This is a genomic window from Arthrobacter sp. CJL-S3, assembly GCF_056711635.1.
In genome coordinates this window covers 1,441,111-1,460,660 of the sequence record NZ_CM160046.1, presented here as the reverse complement: position 1 = coordinate 1,460,660, position 19,550 = coordinate 1,441,111, and the positions used below count along the sequence as shown (strand labels likewise).

Sequence of the window (19,550 nt, the reverse complement as noted above, 5' to 3'; positions counted from 1 at the left end):
CCACCGGCCCCGCCCCTTAATTCAGCTCAGACTACTCTGCGGTCTCCAGGGAAACCTCAGCGTCATCAGCGTTCTCTGCGCCGGCCTCGTCAGCCACAACGGGTGACAGGGAGAGCTTGCCGCGGTCATCGATCTTGGTGATTTCCACCTGGATCTTCTGGCCGACGGAGACGACGTCATCGACGTTGTCCACGCGCTTGCCGCCGGCGATCTTGCGCAGCTCGGAGATGTGCAGCAGACCGTCCTTGCCCGGAGTCAGGGAAACGAAGGCGCCGAAGGTCGTGGTCTTGACGACCGTGCCCAGGTAGCGCTCGCCGATTTCCGGGATCTGCGGGTTGGCGATGGCGTTGATCGCGGACCGTGCTGCGTCGGCAGACGGGCCGTTCGTGGCGCCAATGTAGACAGTTCCGTCGTCCTCGATCGAGATGTCGGCTCCGGTGTCTTCCTGGATCTGGTTGATCATCTTGCCCTTCGGGCCGATGACCTCGCCGATCTTGTCTACCGGGATCTTGACCGCGATGACGCGCGGCGCGAACTCGGAGAGCTCGTCCGGGGTGTCGATCGCGGAGTTCAGGACGTCCAGGATGTGCAGCCGGGCTTCGCGGGCCTGCTTCAGGGCGGCTGCCAGGACGGAGGCCGGGATGCCGTCGAGCTTCGTGTCCAGCTGAATGGCCGTGACGAACTCAGCGGTACCGGCGACCTTGAAGTCCATGTCACCGAAGGCATCTTCGGCGCCGAGGATATCGGTCAGGGCGGCGTAACGGGTCTGGCCGTCGACCTGGTCGGAGACCAGGCCCATGGCGATACCGGCAACGGCGGCCTTCAGCGGCACACCTGCGTTGAGCAGGGACAGCGTGGAGGCGCAGACGGAACCCATCGACGTCGAACCGTTGGAGCTGAGAGCCTCAGACACCTGGCGGATGGCGTAGGGGAATTCCTCGCGGGACGGCAGCACCGGCATGATGGCGCGCTCGGCGAGGGCGCCGTGGCCGATTTCGCGGCGCTTCGGGGAACCGACGCGGCCGGTCTCGCCGGTGGAGTACGGCGGGAAGTTGTAGTTGTGCATGTAGCGCTTGCGCGTCACGGGAGACAGCGAGTCGATCTGCTGTTCCATCTTGAGCATGTTCAGCGTGGTGACACCCATGATCTGGGTTTCGCCGCGCTCGAAGATGGCCGAGCCGTGGACGCGGGGCAGAACCTCAACTTCGGCGGTGAGCTGGCGGATGTCCGTCAGGCCGCGGCCGTCGATGCGGATCTGCTCCGTGAGGATGCGCTGGCGCACAACGTGCTTGGTGACGGAGCGGAAGGCTGCGGACAGCTCCTTCTCGCGGCCTTCGAACTGGCCGGCCAGGGAAGAGGTGACCTCGTCCTTGAGCTCGTCGGAGGCGGTGTCGCGCTCCTGCTTGTCGGCGATCTGGAAGACAGCGGCCAGCTTTTCGGCGGCAGCGGACTCAACAGCGGCGTAGACGTCGTCCTGGTAGTCCAGGAAGACCGGGAACTCGACGGTCGGCTTGGCGGCGCGGGCTGCCAGGTCGGACTGCGCTTCGCAAAGGGCCTTGATGAACGGCTTGGCAGCCTCGAGGCCTTCGGAGACGACCTCTTCGGTCGGGGCGGTGGCGCCCTGTTCCTTGATGAGGTTCCAGGAGTTGTCGGTGGCTTCGGCTTCAACCATCATGATGGCGACGTCGTCGTTCTTGACGCGGCCGGCAACGACCATGTTGAAGACGGCGTTCTCAAGCTGGGAGTGCTTCGGGAACGCAACCCACTGCGGGCCGTGCTCGTCCTGGACGAGGGCAACGCGGACGCCGCCGATCGGGCCGGAGAAGGGCAGGCCGGAGAGCTGGGTGGACATCGAGGAAGCGTTGATCGCGACCACGTCGTAGAGCTCGTCCGGGTTGATGGACAGCACGGTGACGACGATCTGGACCTCGTTGCGCAGGCCCTTGACGAAGGCGGGGCGCAGCGGGCGGTCCATCAGGCGGCAGGCCAGGATGGCTTCCGTGGAGGGGCGGCCCTCGCGGCGGAAGAACGAGCCCGGGATGCGGCCGGCGGCGTACATACGCTCTTCGACGTCGACGGTCAGCGGGAAGAAGTCGAAACCTTCACGCGGGTGCTTGCCGGCGGTGGTGGCGGACAGCAGCGCGGTCTCTTCGTCGATGTAGACCATCGCTGCGCCGGCTGCCTGCTTGGCAAGGCGGCCGGTTTCAAAGCGGATAACACGCTTGCCGAAGCGTCCATTGTCAATGACTGCTTCTGAGAACTGGATTTCGGGACCCTCCATAGAGAGTCACCTCCGTTTCATGGTTCACGGAGTCCAGCCGCATCAACCCAGTCCAGCATCTGTCGGCTGGCCTGCACTGCACCCGGTCATCGATCGAGACCCACGGGCTCAGGCTTCAATCCTTGAAGCCGTTCCCGGAGATCACTACCGAAGACCGCGAATGCGTGATGCGGTTGATCCTCCTGTTGAGTTTTTGTGTGAAGAAGGCGGCCCTTTCCGTCACGGAAGGGGCCGCCCCTTAAAGCTGACTAGCGGCGCAGGCCGAGACGCTCGATGAGCGCACGGTAGCGGGTGATGTCAGTGTTCTTGAGGTAGGTCAGCATGCGCTTGCGACGACCGACCATGGCCAGCAGACCGCGCTGGGTGTGGTAATCGTGCTTGTGCACCTTCATGTGCTCAGTGAGATCCTTGATCCGCTGAGTCAGGACTGCAACCTGGACCTCCGGCGAACCGGTGTCGCCCTCGGACGTTGCGAAATCCTTGATGATGGACTGCTTTACAGCGGCTTCAAGTGCCACGATAACTCCTAGAGATGTGCCGTGAGGCCCGAATCAGTAACTCACTGCCGGGGGTGCCGCGCCGGAGATTCCTCCTCCGAAGAGGAGGTTGCCCGTACACAACAAGAGCCAGCCGCCACGGACTGCAGCCGGATCCAACGTTTAGTTTACCGGCACGCCGCTAATCTTGTCGAAACGGCCGGTCCTACTGCCCGGAAGGACCCTGCGACAGCCGTTCGCGGATGGCTTCCATGCCGCGGTACAGCTCCGCGAAGGATGTGCTCAGCGGGGACAGCCCGATCCGGATGCCGTGCGGTGCGCGGAAATCCGGAATGACGTCCTGCTCCCACAGCGCCGCGGTCATCTCCCGGAACGCCGGGTGGTCGACCGTGATGTGGCTGCCGCGCAGTTCCGGGTCCCGCGGCGTCGAGAGTTCCACACCCGCCGGGGCGAGCCAGGCGTCGTGGAGTTCGACGGCGAACGCGGTCAGCAGCCGGGACTTCTCCCGCACAGCGGCCATGCCCACCTCCTCCAGCAGGTCCAGGGTGCCGCGCATGGCGAGCATCCCGAAGATCGCGGGGGTGCCGCTGAGGAAACCGCGGATTCCCGCCGCGGCCTCATAGCCGGGCCCCATTTCGAAGGCGTCCTTGCGGCCCATCCAGCCCCAGATCGGCTGCTGCAGTCCCGGCAGGTGCCGGGCGTTGACGTAGGCGAACGCGGGCGAGCCCGGTCCCCCGTTGAGGTACTTGTAGGTGCAGCCGGCGGCGAAGTCGACGTCGGCGGCGTCCAGGGCGATCTCGACCGACCCGGCGGAATGGCACAGGTCCCACACGACCAGCGCGCCGGCGTCGTGCACGGCCGCGGTGATGCCGGGCAGGTCCGCGAGGAACCCGGAGCGGTAGGCGATCTGGCTCAGGACCACGACGGCGGTGGCCGGGCCGGTGGCGGCCCGCACCTGCTCGACGGTCACGCCGGAGGAGGGATCGGCGTCGATCCAGCGCAGCGTGAGGCCTTCTTCGCGGGCGATGCCCTCGACGAGGTACCGGTCGGTGGGGAAATTGTCCGTGTCCAGGACGATTTCCGTGCGTGTCGGGTCCGTGACGGCGGCCAGCGCGGCCCGGATCAGCTTGTACAGGACCACCGTGGTGGAGTCGGCGATGATGGTCTGCCCCGCAGCGGCGCCGAGAACGGCCCTGCCGAGCTGGTCGCCGATGGCCTGCGGCAGTTCCAGCCATTCCTCGTCCCAGCCGCGGATCAGCCGCCCGCCCCAGCTGTCCTGGATGAAGCTGCTGATGTCCGTGACGGTGCGCTTGAGCGGGCGGCCCAGGGAGTTGCCGTCCAGGTACGACAGCGCGGTGTCGGCGCCGACGAAGTGATCGCGGTAGGCGGCCAGCGGGTCGGCGGCGTCGAGATCGCGGGCGCGCTGCAGCACGGCTGTGTCGTTGCCGGCGGCGGCCTGCGCCGCGGGCCCCGCCGTTTCCGGCTGAAGGGCGCTCACTGGCCGATCTCCGTCCGGACGGCGAAGAGCTCCGGGAAGAAGGTCAGTTCCAGCGCCTTCTGCAGGAACGCGGCGCCGCTGGAGCCGCCGGTGCCGGACTTCATGCCGATGGTGCGCTGCACCGTGCGCAGGTGCCGGAAGCGCCAGAGCTGGAAGTTGTCCTCGAGGTCCACGAGCTCCTCGCAGGCCTCGTAGGCGCCCCAGTTGTCCGCGGCGTTCTCGTAGATGTACTTGAAGACCGGGACCAGCTCGGCGCAGAACTCGTGCGCCTGGGTGACGTCCCGCTCCAGCAGCGAGGCGGGCACGTCGAAGCCCTGGCGCTTGAGGTAGGCGAGGAAGTCGTCGTAGATGCTCGGGGCTTCGAGGAGCTCCAGCAGCATCGCGTGGGCCTCGGGATCGGATTCGAAGACCGGCAGCATCTTGCGGTTCTTGTTGCCGAGCAGGAATTCGACCGCGCGGTACTGGCTGGACTGGAATCCGGAGGAGTTGCCCAGGAAGCCGCGGAACTGCGAGTACTCGGTCGGGGTGAGGGTGGCCAGCACCGACCACTGCTCGGTGAGGGTCTTCTGGATGTGCTTGACCCGGGCGATGGCTTTCAGGGCCGAGCCGAGATCGTCGGAGCGGAGCCAGGCGGCGGCGCTGCGGAGCTCGTGCAGGACCAGCTTCAGCCACAGTTCCGTGGTCTGGTGCTGGATGATAAACAGCATCTCATCGTGGTGCTCCGGGGCGCTGACCGGCTGCTGGGCGCTCAGGAGCGTCGGCAGCTGCAGGTAGGACGCGTAGCTCATCTTTGAGCTGAAGTCCCGGACAATATCCTTGTCCAGCTCCCTGGTGTTCTTCTCAATCGTCACGTTTTCTTGCCTTCCTTGCCCAATGGCGGTGCATCAGTGCGCGGAGCCGCCGGCGAAACCGCCCGCACGGACCGCGGATCAGCCGCGCGGTTCAGCGCGGCGGTTCGGCGCAGCGCTTAAACCTTGCGGTTCAGCGCGCGAACAGAATGTTGTGGGCCTGGACCACGTCCAGGCGCATCTGGTCCACCAACGCTTCAGGGCCACGGTACGCCACCATCCCCCGCAGCCGGGCGACGAATTCCACGACTACTGTCTGGCCGTACAGATCGAAGTCCTCGACAGCCTCTTCCGGGCGGTCGATCACGTGCGCCTCCACCTGGCGGCTGACGCCGTCGAAGGTCGGGTTGGAGCCCACGGAGATGGCCGCCGGCCAGCGCGTACCGGCCTGGTCGACAAGCCAGCCGGCGTAAATGCCGTCGGCCGGGATGTAGCCACTCGCGTTGGGGGCGAGGTTGGCGGTCGGAAAGCCGAGGTCGCGGCCCCGCGCGGCGCCGTGGACCACTTCGCCGCGCATCCGGTGCGACCTGCCCAGGACGGCGGCCGCCGTGGCGACGTCGCCCTCACGCAGCGCCTCGCGCACCCAGGTGGAGGAACAGCGGCGGTCGGTGCCGCCGTCGTCGTGCGCATCGCCGTGCAGCGGGAAGCCTTCGGAGCCGAACTCACTGATGACCAGGACCTCGAAGCCGAGCTTCCGGCCGAGTTCCTGCATGGTGTTCAGGTCCCCGGAGTTGCCCCGGCCGAACCGGGCGTCGTGGCCGATCACGACGTGGCTGGCTCTGAGGGCACCGACCAGGACGTCGGCGACGAATTCTTCGGGGGTGAGGCTGGCCAGTTCGAGGGAGTACTTCATGACGAGCACGGCGTCGAGGCCGAGTTCGCCGAGCGCGACCAGCTTGTCTTCCAGGCCCATGATGAGTTCCGGGGCGGATTCGGGGCGGTGGACCTGCGCCGGATGCGGGTCGAAGGTGATGGCGACGGCCCGGGCGTGGTTCAGGCGGGCGATGCGGATGAGCTGCGAGAGCACCTGCTGGTGGCCGCGGTGCACACCGTCGAAGTTGCCGAAGGTAACGACGGAAGGACCGAAGTCCGCCGGGACTTCGGACGGATCGTTCCAGATGTGGACCATCAACCTCGCCTTTTGCTGCCTGCCGTGTGCACCTCCGGAGAATCCTGCCGGCTCCGGAACTCTCCTAGATTACCCGCAAACGCGGTCCGGCTCCGACCTGCGCCGCCCGGCCCCGGGCAGGGTCCTTTCGCGTCCCGGGCACCCGGACTACGATGCAAGGGCAACCCGTCCGGCGGCGCCCGCGCGGGCGCCGCTTCCAGCGAGGCCCGCACTGAGCTGCGGCTGAAGGAGACCCCCATGACCGAGCTCCACGACATCCTGCGGCAGATCCCGGTAGAGCAGATTGCCGGCATGCTCGGCACCGACCGGCAGACCGCCCAGGCCGCAGTGGAAGCTGCCGTGCCCACGCTGCTGGCCGGCATGCAGAACAATGCACAGGCCTCCGACGGCGCCGCCTCCCTGGAGTCAGCGCTCGGCCAGCACCAGGACGGACTGCTGGAGGGCGGGGTCGATGTCTCGCAGGTGGACACCGCGGACGGCGAAAAGATCGTGAGCCACGTCTTCGGCGGGCAGCAGGACCAGGTCGCCAGCCAGCTGGCCGGAGCGTCCCAACTCGGCGGCGTGGGCGGGGACCTGATCAAGAAGCTGCTGCCGATCCTGGCCCCGATCGTGATGTCCTACCTTGCGAACAAGGTCCTTGGGGGCCGCGGGCAGTCGTCCGGGGCCGGCGGCGCGGGCGGGGCCGGCCAGGCCGGGGGCATTGACCTCGGCGCAATTCTCGGCGGGATCCTGGGCGGCGCCGGTGGCGGTGCAGCCGGCGGTGGTGCTGGCGGGATGGGCGGACTTGGTGATCTGCTGGGTGGACTGCTCGGCGGCGGCCAGCCGTCGTCGCCGGCAGCGGTTCCTGCTGCGGTTCCGGAGGAGCGGGACGCAACGCTGGATCCGAAGACCCGCCCGCAGGGCCGGCCAACCGGCGGCGGGCCGCGCCCCGGCGAGGTGATCGACGTCGATCTCCCGGAGAGCCAGCCGCTGGAGCGGAAAAATGACGACGGCGGGTCCGGCGGGATCCTGGGCGGCCTGTTCGGGAAGAAGTAGACCGGGACAATGACGATGTTGGGGGACAAAATCATGGGTTTGACTGCCAGGGCGCCACACCTTGCCGCTGTTGGTTTGCTGCTCGCCGCGGGAGTGTCGTTGAGCGCCTGCGGCGGCGCGGCCGAAGCAGCCGGCGACACCGGGAGGGCGCCGATGTCCCGGTCGACGCCGGCGGTCGCCCCGGTGGGCGGCTACGAGGGCTGGTGGAACGCGACACCGGCCAGCGGAAGCGCCGCGGGGCTCCCCCAGGAAACGGTGGCGATCAATACCAGGACCAACGTGGTGGTCGACGCGTTCGACCGGAGGATCAACGGCGCCGGGCGGCCCACCCTCATCACGGATGTTCCCTATGTGGTCGTTCCCGATCCGTCCTGGCCGGCGGACTCGGTGGTCATCGTCGACACAGCTACCAACAGGGTGATCGAGCACTTCCGTGTTGACCTCAACGGCGACCCGCTGCGCTAGCGCCGCACTGTGGTATCGCTCGCGGCGCGGTGGTTCCGCCAGTGCAGCAGCACGGCGGCCAGGATGAGTGGAACGTGGATACCCGGGAGATTCCGCGCAAACCACTGTGGCAGGTAAATGTCGGTGACGGAGCCCGTCTTGTCACCCAGGTCCCTGGCCACGGCAGTGAGCGGGCAGTGGAAGCCGTTGGCGGCGAAGATCAGAGTTTCGGCGGTGACGACGCCCGCGGCCAGGCCCACCCTCCGGTCCGTGCGGCCGCGGGCACCGGCATACAGCACGTAGACCATGCAGGCCTCGATCGTGAACCAGGCGAAGGTGTGGAATGCTTTCACGGCCCTGAGCAGGGACGCACGTTCGGCCTCCGCTAGCTCCCCTGGGGCCTTGAGTGCTGCCATGCGACCAGCGTAGCCGCCGTCCGCCGTCGTCCGGTCAGAGGCTTTCGGCCCGCCCGGTCCCAGCTCCCCCGGCGGTCAACCGCGCGAGCCAGGCGTCGAGCTGGCGGGGATGTCGGAACAGGATCGCGGGCGGCATCGCAGGATCCGAGTGGAGACCGCGCATCACCTGCCGTTTCCGTGTGAACGACCGGAAATGCCACCGGATGATCGAGTCCTGGATGAAGAGCCGGGCAAGGGTTTCCTGGTTGCCGTTGCAGACCGGTTCCCGGGTCACGGCCCGCCGCAGCGTGCGGCGGACGAGCCTTGCCAGCGAAAGCCAGCGCGGATAGTCCAGGCCGACGACGAGTTCCGCCCGCGGCAGGACTACGTCCCGCCACACCCCATACGCACTGTCCAGGACCCAGCGGTCCTGGGCCGCAATCGCGGCAGCGAGGTCCCGCTGCTCCTCGACGGTACGCTGCTGCCACCCGGGCAGCCAGCCAATGTCATCGTCCGCCGAAAACTCGGGCAGCCCGGTGGCTTGAGCGTAGGCCCGGGCGGCGGCCGACTTGCCGCTGCCGGTGACCCCGTAGAAGAGGACCCGGGAGGGGGCGGCCGGAGTGGGTTTGGGCGATGCAGGGTCCCCAACCGCCCCCGGGGTGGCGGATGGCTTCCGGTACATGTCGGCCGTGTCCCTTGACTTCATGGATCGTCCCCTCGATACGGCTCCATCCAGGTTCGGCCCCTGGTGCGCGTCGGCGCCACGGTAGCACCTCATGCCCGGGCCGCGGGGTAGGCCGCTGTGCGACACTGATCCGATGTCAGAGTTCACAGTCCTTGCCGGCGGCCCCTTTCTTGATCCCGAGGTGCTGGCGCTGTACGAGTCTGTGGGTTGGGGTGCGTATACCCGGGCACCCGGGCTCCTGGCCGCGGCCGTCCGCGGCTCGTCCTTCGTTGTCACGGCGCGGAATAGCGGCGGGGTGCTGGTTGGGATGGCCCGGGCGATCTTCGACGACGCGACCATCTGCTACCTGCAGGACATCCTCGTGGACCCGGCTTTCCAGAAATCCGGTGCCGGCCGCGCGCTGCTGGAAGCTGTGCAGATGCGCTATCAGCACGTCCGTCAGCTGGTGCTGATCACCGACAACGAACCCGGGCAGCGTGCCTTCTACGAGGCCCTGGGCTTTACCGAGGGCGCGGATATCCGTCCTCAACCCGTGCGCGTCTTTGCGCAGTTCCGCTAGTCCTGGATAGCCCCCATAAGAGACCGGCGCGAGGTGCGGTGCCGTTCGACGCCGGCACCGCGCTCCCCTTCAGAGTCGCTGCCCCGAGGGGCTGACTCCGCCCGGAGGCTTCAGCCTCACTCCAGCCGGAAGTAGCGGTTTCGCCGTGGCACCTGGCGCGGATCGACGTGAGGAGGCGGGATGAACCACGGGACGCCGCTTCGCAGTTGAATGGTCCACAGTTCCTTGTGGACTACGTGATGGTGATGCGAGCAGAGCAGCGTTCCGTTGCCTGCCCCGGTGCTTCCGCCGCGGGACCAGTAGTTGATGTGGTGGGCCTCGCACCAGGGCGCCGGGATAGTGCACTGGGGAAAGGCGCAGCCCTGATCCCGCGCCGTGATGGCCTTGCGGATGTGCGGCGGGAAGACCCGCGAGGTGCGTCCGATGTCCAGGATCCGGCCTTGTCCGCCCAGCACAACCGGGATGATGTCGGCGTCGCAGGCGATCTTGCGCACTGTCGAGGCCGTGATGGGTCCGGTGAACATCAGTGTCCCGGTGTTGGATCCCGGGGCGCGGGTCTCCGCGTCGGCGCCGCCGAGCCGTTCCAGCAGGTCACGGTAGTCCACGGTGACCATCACCTGCGGGCGGAGCCCTCCCGCGGCGGGCAGGTCCCCGGCGGCGAGGGCGGCCTTGCAGCCACCGACGAGGCCGTCGAGGAGCCGCTGCGGCAGGGTGCGCTGATCCAGGCGCTCCGCCGCAGCCGCGTCGTCCGCATCGCCGCCGACGGCGGAACCAGCCCCGGGCCCGGCTTGGAGGGCGGAATCCTTGCCGGCGTCGGGCCCGGAGGCGAAGCCGGTCCGTGGGTTGGTGGCGGTGTTCATGACCGTGAGCAGGTGTTCGAACTGGTCGGTCGTGGCGAAGATTTCCAGGTGCTGCAGTCCGCGGTGCGCCCGGCGTATGAACGCGCCCTGGCGGTGGCGCAGTTCCTGCTCGCCGGGTTCCTCGCCGTCCTGGTCCAAGGCGTCCGTCCAGCGTTTGGCGATCCTGGTCAGGAAGTCCGGGTCGTTCTCGACCGCTGTCCGGGTGAGGGCGTGCTCCATCCGCGCGGCATCTTCGGGTGCGGACACGTGCCGGACCCGGTCCAGGGAAAGGCTGATGATGGTCGCCGCCCGAGAGCTGATTTCCCCCGAGGCGACCACAGCCGCGAGTTCTTCTTTCGCGGCCGGCAGCGGCTGGCCCGACAGGCCCGCGCACGGCAGGACGTCCGCGACGAGGGCCAGCCGGCGTCGGGCTTCCGGGGCACTGATCCGCAACCGCGCCCGCAGGAATTCCGCGGTGTTCCGGTACCCGTCGTCCACCCATCCCGGGGAAGGAGCAGCGCCTTCCGGTTCATTCCAGATGGGGTCGGACGGAGTACTTTTCGGCGCACTCGTCTCCGTATTCCAGCCAGTCAACCAGCCGGCGGGCGCGTTGGCACCAAACTTTGCTGCGGCAGTCCTGTCTCCAGCCGCTGCCTGGCTTCGGGTCCGGTCGACCGCCCCCGCGGCCACAAGCTGCCAGTAGTCGACCACGCGGGACAGTTCCTCCACGCGGCCGGCAAAGTCGGAGGCCTCGGCCACTCCGAACAGCGCTGCATCAGGCACAGCCGTCCCGTTGCAGGAGCGGAGCAGGGCAAGCGCCGCATCCAGAGCGCAGTCGATGTCCTCCGCCTCGGGAGGAACGGGCGTGAGCCGGGGAATGCCAGGGAGGATTCCGGCGTCAGGCTGTCTGGCCTGTACCGGGATGAAATCTCCAATGGCTTCCATGACTCAACACTACTTTTGAGGTGTGACAGTAACGGGCGCAATCCGGTGAATTCCGAGGAGCATTCCGGCATCAGGCCAGGTGGCCTGTACCGGGAGGAAATCTCCAATGGCTTCCATGACTCAACGCTACTTCTTGGGTGTGACAGTAACGGGCTGGAGCTGTTCGACCCGGTTGCGGGCGGGACCCGGCTTCGGGTCCCGGCTGGCCCCGCGGAGTCACACTCCGGCCGGCACGGGCAGTGCCGTGGGAAACTGGGGGCATGGACAGCCCTGTTGCCCCGACCTCCAGCCCGGCACTCCCCCACAAGGCGCGGCCCGGCGACCCGCAGGCCCCCGCCGCACAAACCGAGCCCCCTATCGAGCTGCGCCGGCCCCACGGTCCCCGTGATCCCGGTGACGCCTGGGTTGAAGGCGACCGCGGCCGGTTCTGGGGGCGCTTTGGCTCGGCGGGACTCCTCGTCCACGACGCCGCCAAGGGCATCCTGCTCCAGCACCGGGCTCTGTGGAGCGATCAGGGCGGCACCTGGGGACTCCCGGGCGGAGCCCTGCACCAGGGCGAAGAGGCAGTCCACGGCGCTCTGCGCGAGGCAAAGGAAGAAGCTGCCGTTCCGCCGGAAAACGTCCGCGTCCTGTTCACCTCGGTCTTCGACGTCGGCTACTGGACCTACACGACGGTGGCTGTCGAGGTCGTGGCCGCGTTTGAGCCGGAGATCAGCGACCCGGAAAGCCTGGAGCTGCAATGGGTGCCGGTTGAGCTGGTCGGCGACAAGGAACTGCATCCCGGCTTCGGGTCGGCCTGGCCGGTCCTGCGCGGCAGGCTGTTGGGGCTCGACGCCGGAAGGGACTGAGCTCCCGACGTCGGCCCGGGCGGCAGTCAGCACCATCAGTGGTCAGCATCAGTTGCCTTCAGCCCCAGCGGCAGCCAGCACCGGTGGCCGGCAGCAGCAGCGGCATTCCGCTCTGGAACCGTCCGTCCTAAGGTTCGGTTATGACGACCGAAAATCACACCCCGCCCCCTGTCCGGCAACTGCGCCTCGTCGTCGAGACGGAGGACTACGACGCCGCCCTGACCTTCTACCGGGACGTGCTGGGACTCGTGGAACGTGAAGTGGTTCCCAGCGAGGGCGACGCGCGCATCACAATCCTCGAAGCTGGCCGCGCCACCCTGGAGCTGTCCAACCCGGCGCAGGTCAAGTACATCGACCAGGTGGAAGCCGACGGGCAGCCAAGCGCCAGGATCCGTGTCGCCTTCGAGGTTGACGATACGGAAGAAGCCACGCGCGACCTCGTGAAGGCCGGCGGCACGCTCATCGCGGAACCACGGGAAACGCCGTGGCGCTCCGTGAACTCACGGCTCAATGGCCCGGACGGGCTCCAAATCACACTGTTCCAGGAACTGGACCGGCCGGCTGGCTAGGGCGCTCAGGCCTGCTTCGGGGCGGGACGGCGGCGGTACAGCCAGATGAGGCCCAGGATCGGCAGCAGCAGCGGGATGAACGCGTAACCGCGGCCAAACAGGGACCAGACCGTCTCATGCGGGAAGTTGACCGAGTCGAACAGGCTGAGCGCCCCGACCACCAGCACGCCCACCAGTTCCACCAGCACGGCCGCCACCGAGACCTTGAACCAGGTGCGGCCCGACTTGGCGAGCGACACTGTCGCCACCAAATAGACGACGGCGGCGAAGGCCGACAGCAGGTACGCCAGCGGGGCTTCGGAGAACTTGGTGAGGATCTGGAATCCCGCCCGGGCCGTTGCGGAAATCGCGAACACCGCGTAAACGGCGATCAGCAGCCGGCCGGGGCCGGTGTTGCGGGTGTCTTTTGCCGGTGCCGCGTCGACAGGAGCGGCCGCAGCCGCGTCCACAGGAGCCACACGCGCAGCCGCCGCCGGGGCCGCCGTCGTTCCGATGTCCTCGTGCGAAGGTTTCGCCGTCACGTTTTCTGCCTCTTCCACGTCAGTACCAAATCTGATTCATTCGGGCCGCCATCACCAGGGCGGTGACGCCGACGGCGGCCAGCACGAAGTTGCTCCAGCGGGTGCGTTCCAGGATGGCCCAGTACACCGCGCCGACCGGAAGCAGGAGGGCCGTCAGCAGGTAACCCCAGAACTCCCACGGCTCCCCCGCCATCTGCTCCCCGCCCGCGACCCGGACGATCGACCCGATCAGGTACACCAGCAGGGACAGTTCGACGGCGGCCACGGAGAGGATTGTCGTGTCGTTCGGGGCCTTCTTGAGGATGCCGGCGCCCAGGCAGATGACGGTGGAGACCAGCCCGACGACCAGGATGATGTAGAAATACGCGTCCACTACTGTCCGGCCTGCTGTTCCGCCGTCGGCTGCTTGGGCGGGCGCTTCTCGTTGTCCGGCGCGAACACCAGCACCGGTTTGGCGTAGCTGCCCTTGTCCGCGAGCAGGGCCACGAGAGTGCCGTCCGGGGCGAAGCCTGCGGCCGGGTTCTCCGGCGTCGCTGCGCCCGGGGTACCGGCGGCCGCCCCGGCGGCGATCCTGCGGCCGAAGGAGATCTCGGTGGTTTCCTCGTCGCTGAGTTCGCGGTTGGGCATAAGTGCCCGGGCGGCCTGGGACATTTCCAGCACGTCCAGCTCTTCGGCGAGCTGCTCCAGGGTGTGGGCCTGGTCCAGTGTGTACGGGCCCACCTGGGTGCGGCGCAGCGCCGTCAGGTGACCGCCGACGCCGAGCGCGTCGCCGAGATCGCGGGCCAGGGCCCGGATGTAGGTGCCGGAGGAGCATTCCACGGTGACGTCCACGTCCAGGGCCTCGCCGTCGCGCACCGGACGGAAGCCGTGGACCTCGAAGCGGTGGATGGTGACCGGCCGTGCGGCCAGCTTGACCTCTTCGCCGGAGCGGACCCGGGCGTAGGCGCGCTCGCCGTTGACCTTGATGGCGCTGACGCTGCTGGGAATCTGCTGGATCTCACCGGTCAGCGCGGCGACGCCGGCCCGGACGGCTTCCTCGGTGACCGCGGCGGCGCTGTGCGTCGCGGTGACCTCGCCTTCGGCGTCGTCGGTGACCGTTGATTCGCCCAGGCGGATGGTGGCGGTATACGTCTTGGAGGTGCCCACAATGTAGGTGAGCAGCCGGGTGGCCTTGTTGATGCCGACCACCAGAACGCCCGTGGCCATCGGATCCAGCGTTCCGGCGTGGCCCACTTTTCGGGTACCGGCGAGCCGCCGCATCCGTCCAACCACATCGTGGCTGGTCCAGCCTTGCGGCTTGTCCACTATTACCAGTCCAGAAAGCACGCTCCCCAGTATATCTGCGCCAGTTAGGATGGCAGACATGCCCGAGCTTGCCCCCCACGTCCGCGACGTTCCCATCAACCAGATCCGCGAAATCACCGAAGCCGCCTGGGGCACCCCCGGTGCGATCGTGCTGAGCATCGGCGAACCGGGCTTTGCCGTCCCGCGCCATATCCTCGAAGCCGGGATGGCCTGCCTGGACCGCGACGAGACGAACTACACCCCCAATGCCGGCATTCCGGCCCTGCGCGAGGCCTTCGCGGCCAGGTTCCGGGAGCACAACGCGACGCCGGTCGGCGCGGACCGCGTCTACGTCGTCGACGGCGCCCAGCAGGGCCTGCACTTCGCGATGAGCCTGCTGCTCTCCCCCGGGGATGAAATCCTGATCCCCAATCCGGGCTACCCGACGTTCGCCATGACCAGCAGCCTGCTGCACGCCGTCCCGGTGCGGTACCCGCTGTATCCCGAGCATGACTTCCAGCCCCGGATCGCGGACATCGAGGAGCTCATCACGCCGCGGACCAAGGTGCTGATCCTCAATTCGCCGTCCAATCCGCTCGGCGCCGTCCTGGGCGAGGAGCTCACCCGCAGCCTCGTGGCCCTGGCCGTCCGGCACGATCTGTGGATCATCTCCGATGAGTGCTACGAGGCGTTCACGTACGACGTCCCGCATGTGAGCCCCGCCCGCTTCGACAGCGACGTCCCGGGCGAAGCGCGCGTGTTCACCTCGCTCACGCTCTCCAAGACCTACGGCCTGACCGGGCTGCGGATCGGCGCGCTGATCTGCCCGCCCGGCCTGGAACAGAAGATGAACAACGTGATGGAGGCCATCGTCTCCTGTGTCGCCGCACCCTCGCAGTACGCGGCGCTGGCCGCGCTGACCGGCCCGCAGGACTACGTCAGCCACGCCCACGCGCACTACCGGGCCAACCGCGACGCCGCCTCCGCCGTCCTGGCCGCCAAGGGGATCCCGTTCCTCACCGCGCAGGGGGCCTTCTACCTCTGGGCGGATGTGTCCCACGCCAGCGGCGGGGATGTGCGGTCCTGGGTCCGGCGCTTTCTGGCCGATTCCGGGGTGTCCTTCGCCCCCGGCACCGCGTTCGGCTCGATCGGCGAGGGCTGGATCCGGATTGCCCTCTGCAGCAGCCAGGCTGACCTCGTCGAAGGCCTCGGCCGGCTCCCGGCGCGGGTCGCGGCCGAGGGCTGACAGCCCGGGCACAGGGTCCCTGTCCCCTACCGCCGTGGCACTGCAACGCCTAACCTGAGCGCAACGCGCGGTCTTCGCGTGCGTCACGGGGCGTGCCGTTCCGGGACTGGTGTGTCGGGGTTCCGTCAGGGAGGTTCACATGTGGTGGCAGGACTTGTTATGGGGCATCTGGAACGGGCTCACGGCATGGATTGTGCTGATCGCCCACGTCTTCGGCCAGTGGAGTGAATTCCCGTTCTACAACTCGGCCCGCGCCGGAAACTGGTACGACTTCGGCTTCCTGCTGGGGGTCGGCTCGCCCTTCCTGGGCGGCCTGGGCGCCCAAGGCGCGCGAAGCCGGCGCCGCTGAGGCGTGCCGGACGGCCTCACAGCATGATTTCTTCCTCCGGCGACAACTGCGCCGGGGGCCTGTGGGCGAACGACAGCTTGACGATGAAGTGGGCCTCGGAGCAGTTCTGCGCGATGATGGCCCCCGCCTCACCGGCCAGCTTCACGCCGAACTGGAGTTCCAGGTGCTCCGCTCCGACTTCCTTCAAGACCTCCGCCGCCGCGTTGGCCGCCGGCCGGATGGCGGCGAGGGCATCTTCCAGCCGCCGCCCGGCGTCGGTGATTCCCTGCTCGTTCCGGGCAGGGCGCTCGACGCCGAAGCTGTCATCGGCGACTTCGACCAGCACCGTCCCGGAGCCCACTTCGTAGCGCAGTATCTCGGTCATTGCTTCCTCCCTTTCGCCCGCGGGACGGTCACGGTTTGCCCGCCGCGAGGGCACCGTCGAGCCATTGGCGCAGGGCCGCCGCCGGCGGAGCGCCCGCCTGCCGGGCGACCACCTTGCCGTCCCGGATGAGCAGCATGGTCGGAATGGCCTGGATGTCGAAGCGCCGTGAGAGCGCCGGTGACTTGTCGACGTCGACCTTGACGAGCTTGACCCGGCCGGCCCGCTCGTGGGCCAGCTTGTCCAGCACGGGGCTGACCATGCGGCAGGGCCCGCACCAGGCTGCCCAGAAATCGATCAGGGCGGGTGTGGAGGACTGTTCGGCGATGACAGCGAAGTCCGCGTCGCCGGCCTCGACAATCCAGGGCAGGTCGGCGCGGCAGTTGCCGCAGCGCGGATGGCCGGCTGCCGCCGTCGGTGTCCGGTTGGTCTTCCCGCACTGGGGGCATGCGATCAGGCTGGAGCCCACGGAACGCCGCCTTCCCGAGTCCCCGCAGTCATGGTTCCATGGGACGCCCCCGCGCGGAGCGGGCATAGAGTCCAAAGTCCCCGGCCCGGCCGTGGATCCCGGCCGGGGCCGCCGTCGTCAGTATTCAACGCGGTCCGGGTTGTCGTGCCAGGCCTGGAAGGGAACGTCCGACGCCGGAACGGCCGTTTGCCGGACCGGCATCAGGTCCGGCCGGGTGCCGTCGAAGTACTCATAGAACAGCGCATCGTCGAAGCCGGCGGCTGCGGCCGCGTGGCGGTCCGCGGCGAAGTGGACCTGGTCAACGCGGGCCCAGAGTGCGGCGGCGAGGCACAGCGGGCACGGTTCGCAGCTGGCATAGAGCACGGCGCCGCTGAGGTCGAAAGTGGCGGACGCGGCGGCGGCCGTGCGGATGGCCACCACCTCGGCGTGGGCTGTGGGATCGTTGTCGCGCGTGACCTGGTTGACGCCCCCGTGGACCCGCCCGTCGGGAGTCACCACCAGCGCCCCGAACGGTCCGCCGCCGGCGGCCACATTGGCGGCGGCGAGCCGGATGGCCTGATCCAGGAAGCGAGTGATGTCGGAAGCTGAGGGTGCCGTGACCATGGTCCGATCATAGCCAGCAACTGCTTCTGCAGGGGCAGATCCGTGGCCGCCGCGCAGGCATCGACTTTGCGTCGCCGAAGGCTTAATATCCGCTTGGGGGCCGTGAATACGCCAGCTACCTTCACACCGGTCTCAAGGGTCTCAACGATGTGGATTCCCCATCACTCGCCCCGGGAGCCAACCATGAGAAAGAAATTGTCATTGCTCGCCACGGCCGCCACCGCCGCCGTGTTCCTCGCGACCGGGTCAACTGCCGGCGCGGCCCCGGACGGCCCGTCCGGAGGGGACACCGGGGACGCTGTCCTGCTCATCGGCGGGCTGGTGGGTCCGCTGCATGTCGACGCCGCTCGCGACGGCTCCGTCACGGTGAGCGAATCCTTTGCCGGCCGGCTGACCAGGGTCGACTCCGACGGGAACCGCCACGTCCTCTACGAATCCCCTGACTGGAGCGTTGCGGGCAACGACCGGCGGGATGATCGGACGTATTTCCTGGAGAGCCAGGGCGCCGGACCCCATCCGGCCGAGCTGGCCGGCCATGTCCGCATCATCGACGACGACGGGAGCCAGCGGACCCTGGGCGATTTCGCCGCCCTGGAAACGGAGGAGAACTCCGACGGGGAGACCCGGTACGGCTTCCGTGACCTGCCGGAGGGCTGCGAAGCCGAGCTGCCGGCCAACATGCCGGCCAGTTACATGGGTGAGGTTGATTCACACCCGTACGGTATTGCCGTTACCGACCGGACCATCTACGTCGCCGATGCCGGGGCGAACAGTGTGGTCTCGGTTGATATCCGGAGCGGCAAGACCGAGACCGTCGCTGTGCTGCCGCCGCGGCCCTACAAGATCTCCCCGGAAGCTGCGGCCTCCAACGGGCTGCCCGACTGCGTCGTGGGAACGACGTATGACTTCGAGTCCGTCCCGACCGATGTCGCCGTCGGGCCGGACGGCTGGCTGTACGTCACGTCGCTCCCCGGCGGCCCGGAGGATCCGGCGCTGGGAGCCCGCGGGGCGGTCTTCAAGGTCGACCCCGACGACGACGAGCTGGAGCTCGTGGCCGATGACATCATGACGCCCACCGGACTCGCCCTGGGCGAGGACGGCGAGCTCTATGCCGCCTCGCTGTTCGGCGACGGTGTGTTCCGGATCGACCCTGACTCGGGCGACCAGACGGCGGTGCTCGAGGCCGGATTCGCCGCCGACGTCGACGTCCGCGGTGACACCCTGTACGCCACGGTCAACGCCCTGCCAGGACCCGACGGTGAGCCAAACGGCCAGGTGATGGTCCTGGAACTCCGGGACGGGCACCATGACGGCGACTGACTCCTGACAGGACAGTTGCCACGCGGAAACGGCCGGCCCCTTACCGGGGCCGGCCGTTTCCGCGCAGAACTTCAGGACTGCGCTGTCGCTTGCTGTGTGCCGCTGTTACTTGTTGCTGTCCTCGTCGACGTCATCTTCGTTGGTGAGGTCCTGGTCCTCTTCGTCGAAGTCGTCCTCGTCGAGCTCCACGTCCTGCGGAGTGTCGCTCTTGTACGGGTCGGCGTCGCCGGCGTGCTTGGCGCTGGCGGCCAGTGCGGCCACCTCGGCGTCGCGCTTCTTTGCAGCCCGGAGCAGCTCCTCCAGATTGGACGCGTTGACCGGGATCTGGTCCGCCACGAACTCCAGGGTCGGGGTCAGCCGGACGGTGACGTTGCGCCCGACTTCCTGCCGGAGCACGCCCTTGGCTTTCTCAAGCCCCTTGGCGGCCTCGGCCTGGACCAACTGGTCACCGAACACGGTGTAGTAAACCGTGGCGTGCTGCAGATCATTGGTCACACGCGCATCGGTAACAGTGACGCCCTCAAGCCGGGGATCCTTGACCCTCCGGCCCAGGGCCTCAGCAACAACAACCTTAATCCGCTGCGCCAACTTGGCAGCCCGTGCGGGATCAGCCATTTCCACTCCTAAAAATTTGGATGTACGACGGCGCGTTAACGGCTCACGTACACACGTTTGGTTAGTTGCCACGCGCCTAAAGCGAGTCTACGACGGACCCGTTGGGTTTTTTCCGGCGGCCTGGGAGTGGCATCGGGCCTGCCGAAGCTGGGCGGCAAAGGATCGCAGATCCTTTGCCGCCCAGCGAAGGGGCGGGGCCGCCGGAAAAAA

The 19,550-nt window shown here is 67.9% G+C and carries 23 protein-coding genes; 8 read left to right on the top strand and 15 right to left on the bottom strand.

The window, feature by feature from the left end; translation table 11 throughout:
* Positions 1-31: 31 nt before the first annotated feature.
* From AC06G6_RS06520 to AC06G6_RS06500, 5 genes are all read right to left on the bottom strand, one after another.
* Positions 32-2,281: a polyribonucleotide nucleotidyltransferase gene (locus AC06G6_RS06520; protein WP_479827458.1), complete on the bottom strand. Its 2,250-nt coding sequence runs from the start codon at positions 2,279-2,281 to the stop codon at positions 32-34.
* Between the two features lie 248 nt (positions 2,282-2,529).
* Positions 2,530-2,799, bottom strand: coding sequence for a 30S ribosomal protein S15 (gene rpsO, locus AC06G6_RS06515; protein ID WP_226760651.1), 270 nt, complete (start codon positions 2,797-2,799; stop codon positions 2,530-2,532).
* Positions 2,800-2,983: 184 nt separating this feature from the next.
* A complete protein-coding gene (gene kynU, locus AC06G6_RS06510) occupies positions 2,984-4,210 on the bottom strand; it encodes a kynureninase (RefSeq protein WP_479828563.1) in 1,227 nt (408 codons plus the stop codon).
* Between the two features lie 62 nt (positions 4,211-4,272).
* On the bottom strand, positions 4,273-5,127 hold the full coding sequence (kynA, locus tag AC06G6_RS06505; RefSeq protein WP_307458559.1) for a tryptophan 2,3-dioxygenase: 855 nt from the start codon (positions 5,125-5,127) through the stop codon (positions 4,273-4,275).
* 130 nt (positions 5,128-5,257) lie between these two features.
* Positions 5,258-6,253, bottom strand: a complete 996-nt coding sequence (locus AC06G6_RS06500; protein ID WP_479827456.1) for a bifunctional riboflavin kinase/FAD synthetase — start codon at positions 6,251-6,253, stop codon at positions 5,258-5,260.
* Between the two features lie 237 nt (positions 6,254-6,490).
* Here AC06G6_RS06500 and AC06G6_RS06495 point away from each other — a divergent pair, with 237 nt between their 5' ends.
* Positions 6,491-7,288, top strand: a complete 798-nt coding sequence (locus AC06G6_RS06495) for a DUF937 domain-containing protein (RefSeq protein WP_479827454.1) — start codon at positions 6,491-6,493, stop codon at positions 7,286-7,288.
* A 9-nt stretch (positions 7,289-7,297) separates the two neighbouring features.
* Positions 7,298-7,753 (top strand): hypothetical protein, encoded by a 456-nt coding sequence (locus AC06G6_RS06490; RefSeq protein ID WP_479827452.1) that lies wholly within the window; start codon positions 7,298-7,300, stop codon positions 7,751-7,753.
* On the opposite strand, the gene AC06G6_RS06485 is transcribed toward AC06G6_RS06490, so the two are convergent.
* Together AC06G6_RS06485 and AC06G6_RS06480 are read right to left on the bottom strand one after the other, a co-directional pair.
* A complete protein-coding gene (locus tag AC06G6_RS06485) occupies positions 7,750-8,148 on the bottom strand; it encodes a hypothetical protein (protein WP_479827450.1) in 399 nt (132 codons plus the stop codon). The genes AC06G6_RS06490 and AC06G6_RS06485 overlap by 4 nt on opposite strands.
* A gap of 34 nt (positions 8,149-8,182) precedes the next feature.
* Positions 8,183-8,833 (bottom strand): P-loop NTPase family protein, encoded by a 651-nt coding sequence (locus tag AC06G6_RS06480; protein ID WP_479827448.1) that lies wholly within the window; start codon positions 8,831-8,833, stop codon positions 8,183-8,185.
* A gap of 112 nt (positions 8,834-8,945) precedes the next feature.
* Here AC06G6_RS06480 and AC06G6_RS06475 point away from each other — a divergent pair, with 112 nt between their 5' ends.
* Positions 8,946-9,371 (top strand): GNAT family N-acetyltransferase, encoded by a 426-nt coding sequence (locus tag AC06G6_RS06475; RefSeq protein WP_479827446.1) that lies wholly within the window; start codon positions 8,946-8,948, stop codon positions 9,369-9,371.
* A 116-nt stretch (positions 9,372-9,487) separates the two neighbouring features.
* On the opposite strand, the gene AC06G6_RS06470 is transcribed toward AC06G6_RS06475, so the two are convergent.
* On the bottom strand, positions 9,488-11,155 hold the full coding sequence (locus AC06G6_RS06470; RefSeq protein ID WP_479827444.1) for an HNH endonuclease signature motif containing protein: 1,668 nt from the start codon (positions 11,153-11,155) through the stop codon (positions 9,488-9,490).
* 260 nt (positions 11,156-11,415) lie between these two features.
* Here AC06G6_RS06470 and AC06G6_RS06465 point away from each other — a divergent pair, with 260 nt between their 5' ends.
* Together AC06G6_RS06465 and AC06G6_RS06460 are read left to right on the top strand one after the other, a co-directional pair.
* Positions 11,416-12,003 carry an NUDIX domain-containing protein gene (locus AC06G6_RS06465; protein ID WP_479827442.1) on the top strand — a complete coding sequence of 196 codons (588 nt, stop codon included), beginning with the start codon at positions 11,416-11,418 and terminating at the stop codon, positions 12,001-12,003.
* Positions 12,004-12,143: 140 nt separating this feature from the next.
* Complete coding sequence (locus AC06G6_RS06460) at positions 12,144-12,572, top strand: VOC family protein (protein WP_479827440.1); 429 nt, start codon at positions 12,144-12,146, stop codon at positions 12,570-12,572.
* 5 nt (positions 12,573-12,577) lie between these two features.
* Here the strand turns inward: AC06G6_RS06460 and AC06G6_RS06455 are convergent, their stop codons facing one another.
* The 3 genes from AC06G6_RS06455 to truB form a co-directional block, all read right to left on the bottom strand.
* On the bottom strand, positions 12,578-13,021 hold the full coding sequence (locus AC06G6_RS06455) for a hypothetical protein (RefSeq protein ID WP_479828562.1): 444 nt from the start codon (positions 13,019-13,021) through the stop codon (positions 12,578-12,580).
* 91 nt (positions 13,022-13,112) lie between these two features.
* Complete coding sequence (locus AC06G6_RS06450) at positions 13,113-13,466, bottom strand: hypothetical protein (protein ID WP_479827436.1); 354 nt, start codon at positions 13,464-13,466, stop codon at positions 13,113-13,115.
* On the bottom strand, positions 13,466-14,419 hold the full coding sequence (gene truB / locus AC06G6_RS06445; protein ID WP_307458584.1) for a tRNA pseudouridine(55) synthase TruB: 954 nt from the start codon (positions 14,417-14,419) through the stop codon (positions 13,466-13,468). Before truB ends, AC06G6_RS06450 begins: the two co-directional genes overlap by 1 nt.
* Positions 14,420-14,456: 37 nt before the next feature.
* On the opposite strand from truB, the gene AC06G6_RS06440 reads away from it, so the two are divergent.
* Together AC06G6_RS06440 and AC06G6_RS06435 are read left to right on the top strand one after the other, a co-directional pair.
* A complete protein-coding gene (locus tag AC06G6_RS06440; protein ID WP_282380627.1) occupies positions 14,457-15,623 on the top strand; it encodes a pyridoxal phosphate-dependent aminotransferase in 1,167 nt (388 codons plus the stop codon).
* Between the two features lie 139 nt (positions 15,624-15,762).
* A complete protein-coding gene (locus AC06G6_RS06435) occupies positions 15,763-15,972 on the top strand; it encodes a hypothetical protein (RefSeq protein ID WP_479827433.1) in 210 nt (69 codons plus the stop codon).
* 16 nt (positions 15,973-15,988) lie between these two features.
* Here the strand turns inward: AC06G6_RS06435 and AC06G6_RS06430 are convergent, their stop codons facing one another.
* The 3 genes from AC06G6_RS06430 to AC06G6_RS06420 all read right to left on the bottom strand — a co-directional run bounded on the left by AC06G6_RS06430 (position 15,989) and on the right by AC06G6_RS06420 (position 17,405).
* Entirely contained in the window at positions 15,989-16,336 is a 348-nt protein-coding gene (locus AC06G6_RS06430) for a CU044_2847 family protein (protein ID WP_479827431.1), read from the bottom strand.
* Between the two features lie 28 nt (positions 16,337-16,364).
* Complete coding sequence (trxA, locus tag AC06G6_RS06425; protein ID WP_479827429.1) at positions 16,365-16,802, bottom strand: thioredoxin; 438 nt, start codon at positions 16,800-16,802, stop codon at positions 16,365-16,367.
* A 117-nt stretch (positions 16,803-16,919) separates the two neighbouring features.
* Positions 16,920-17,405: a nucleoside deaminase gene (locus AC06G6_RS06420; RefSeq protein ID WP_479827427.1), complete on the bottom strand. Its 486-nt coding sequence runs from the start codon at positions 17,403-17,405 to the stop codon at positions 16,920-16,922.
* Between the two features lie 183 nt (positions 17,406-17,588).
* Between AC06G6_RS06420 and AC06G6_RS06415 the strand changes: the two genes are divergently transcribed.
* Entirely contained in the window at positions 17,589-18,725 is a 1,137-nt protein-coding gene (locus tag AC06G6_RS06415) for a ScyD/ScyE family protein (RefSeq protein ID WP_479827425.1), read from the top strand.
* Positions 18,726-18,830: 105 nt separating this feature from the next.
* On the opposite strand, the gene rbfA is transcribed toward AC06G6_RS06415, so the two are convergent.
* Positions 18,831-19,340 carry a 30S ribosome-binding factor RbfA gene (gene rbfA / locus AC06G6_RS06410; protein WP_307458597.1) on the bottom strand — a complete coding sequence of 170 codons (510 nt, stop codon included), beginning with the start codon at positions 19,338-19,340 and terminating at the stop codon, positions 18,831-18,833.
* Positions 19,341-19,550: the final 210 nt, after the last annotated feature.

Excerpts from the sequence above, each read along its gene's own strand:
- AC06G6_RS06520 (WP_479827458.1), bottom strand. The coding sequence starts at position 2,281 with ATGGAGGGTCCCGAAATCCAGTTCTCAGAAGCAGTCATTGACAATGGA.
- AC06G6_RS06500 (WP_479827456.1), bottom strand. The coding sequence starts at position 6,253 with ATGGTCCACATCTGGAACGATCCGTCCGAAGTCCCGGCGGACTTCGGT.
- AC06G6_RS06495 (WP_479827454.1), top strand. The coding sequence starts at position 6,491 with ATGACCGAGCTCCACGACATCCTGCGGCAGATCCCGGTAGAGCAGATT.
- AC06G6_RS06490 (WP_479827452.1), top strand. The coding sequence starts at position 7,298 with ATGACGATGTTGGGGGACAAAATCATGGGTTTGACTGCCAGGGCGCCA.
- AC06G6_RS06485 (WP_479827450.1), bottom strand. The coding sequence starts at position 8,148 with ATGGCAGCACTCAAGGCCCCAGGGGAGCTAGCGGAGGCCGAACGTGCG.
- AC06G6_RS06480 (WP_479827448.1), bottom strand. The coding sequence starts at position 8,833 with ATGAAGTCAAGGGACACGGCCGACATGTACCGGAAGCCATCCGCCACC.
- AC06G6_RS06475 (WP_479827446.1), top strand. The coding sequence starts at position 8,946 with ATGTCAGAGTTCACAGTCCTTGCCGGCGGCCCCTTTCTTGATCCCGAG.
- AC06G6_RS06470 (WP_479827444.1), bottom strand. The coding sequence starts at position 11,155 with ATGGAAGCCATTGGAGATTTCATCCCGGTACAGGCCAGACAGCCTGAC.
- AC06G6_RS06465 (WP_479827442.1), top strand. The coding sequence starts at position 11,416 with ATGGACAGCCCTGTTGCCCCGACCTCCAGCCCGGCACTCCCCCACAAG.
- AC06G6_RS06460 (WP_479827440.1), top strand. The coding sequence starts at position 12,144 with ATGACGACCGAAAATCACACCCCGCCCCCTGTCCGGCAACTGCGCCTC.
- AC06G6_RS06440 (WP_282380627.1), top strand. The coding sequence starts at position 14,457 with ATGCCCGAGCTTGCCCCCCACGTCCGCGACGTTCCCATCAACCAGATC.
- AC06G6_RS06435 (WP_479827433.1), top strand. The coding sequence starts at position 15,763 with ATGTGGTGGCAGGACTTGTTATGGGGCATCTGGAACGGGCTCACGGCA.
- AC06G6_RS06430 (WP_479827431.1), bottom strand. The coding sequence starts at position 16,336 with ATGACCGAGATACTGCGCTACGAAGTGGGCTCCGGGACGGTGCTGGTC.
- AC06G6_RS06420 (WP_479827427.1), bottom strand. The coding sequence starts at position 17,405 with ATGGTCACGGCACCCTCAGCTTCCGACATCACTCGCTTCCTGGATCAG.
- AC06G6_RS06415 (WP_479827425.1), top strand. The coding sequence starts at position 17,589 with ATGAGAAAGAAATTGTCATTGCTCGCCACGGCCGCCACCGCCGCCGTG.
- rbfA (WP_307458597.1), bottom strand. The coding sequence starts at position 19,340 with ATGGCTGATCCCGCACGGGCTGCCAAGTTGGCGCAGCGGATTAAGGTT.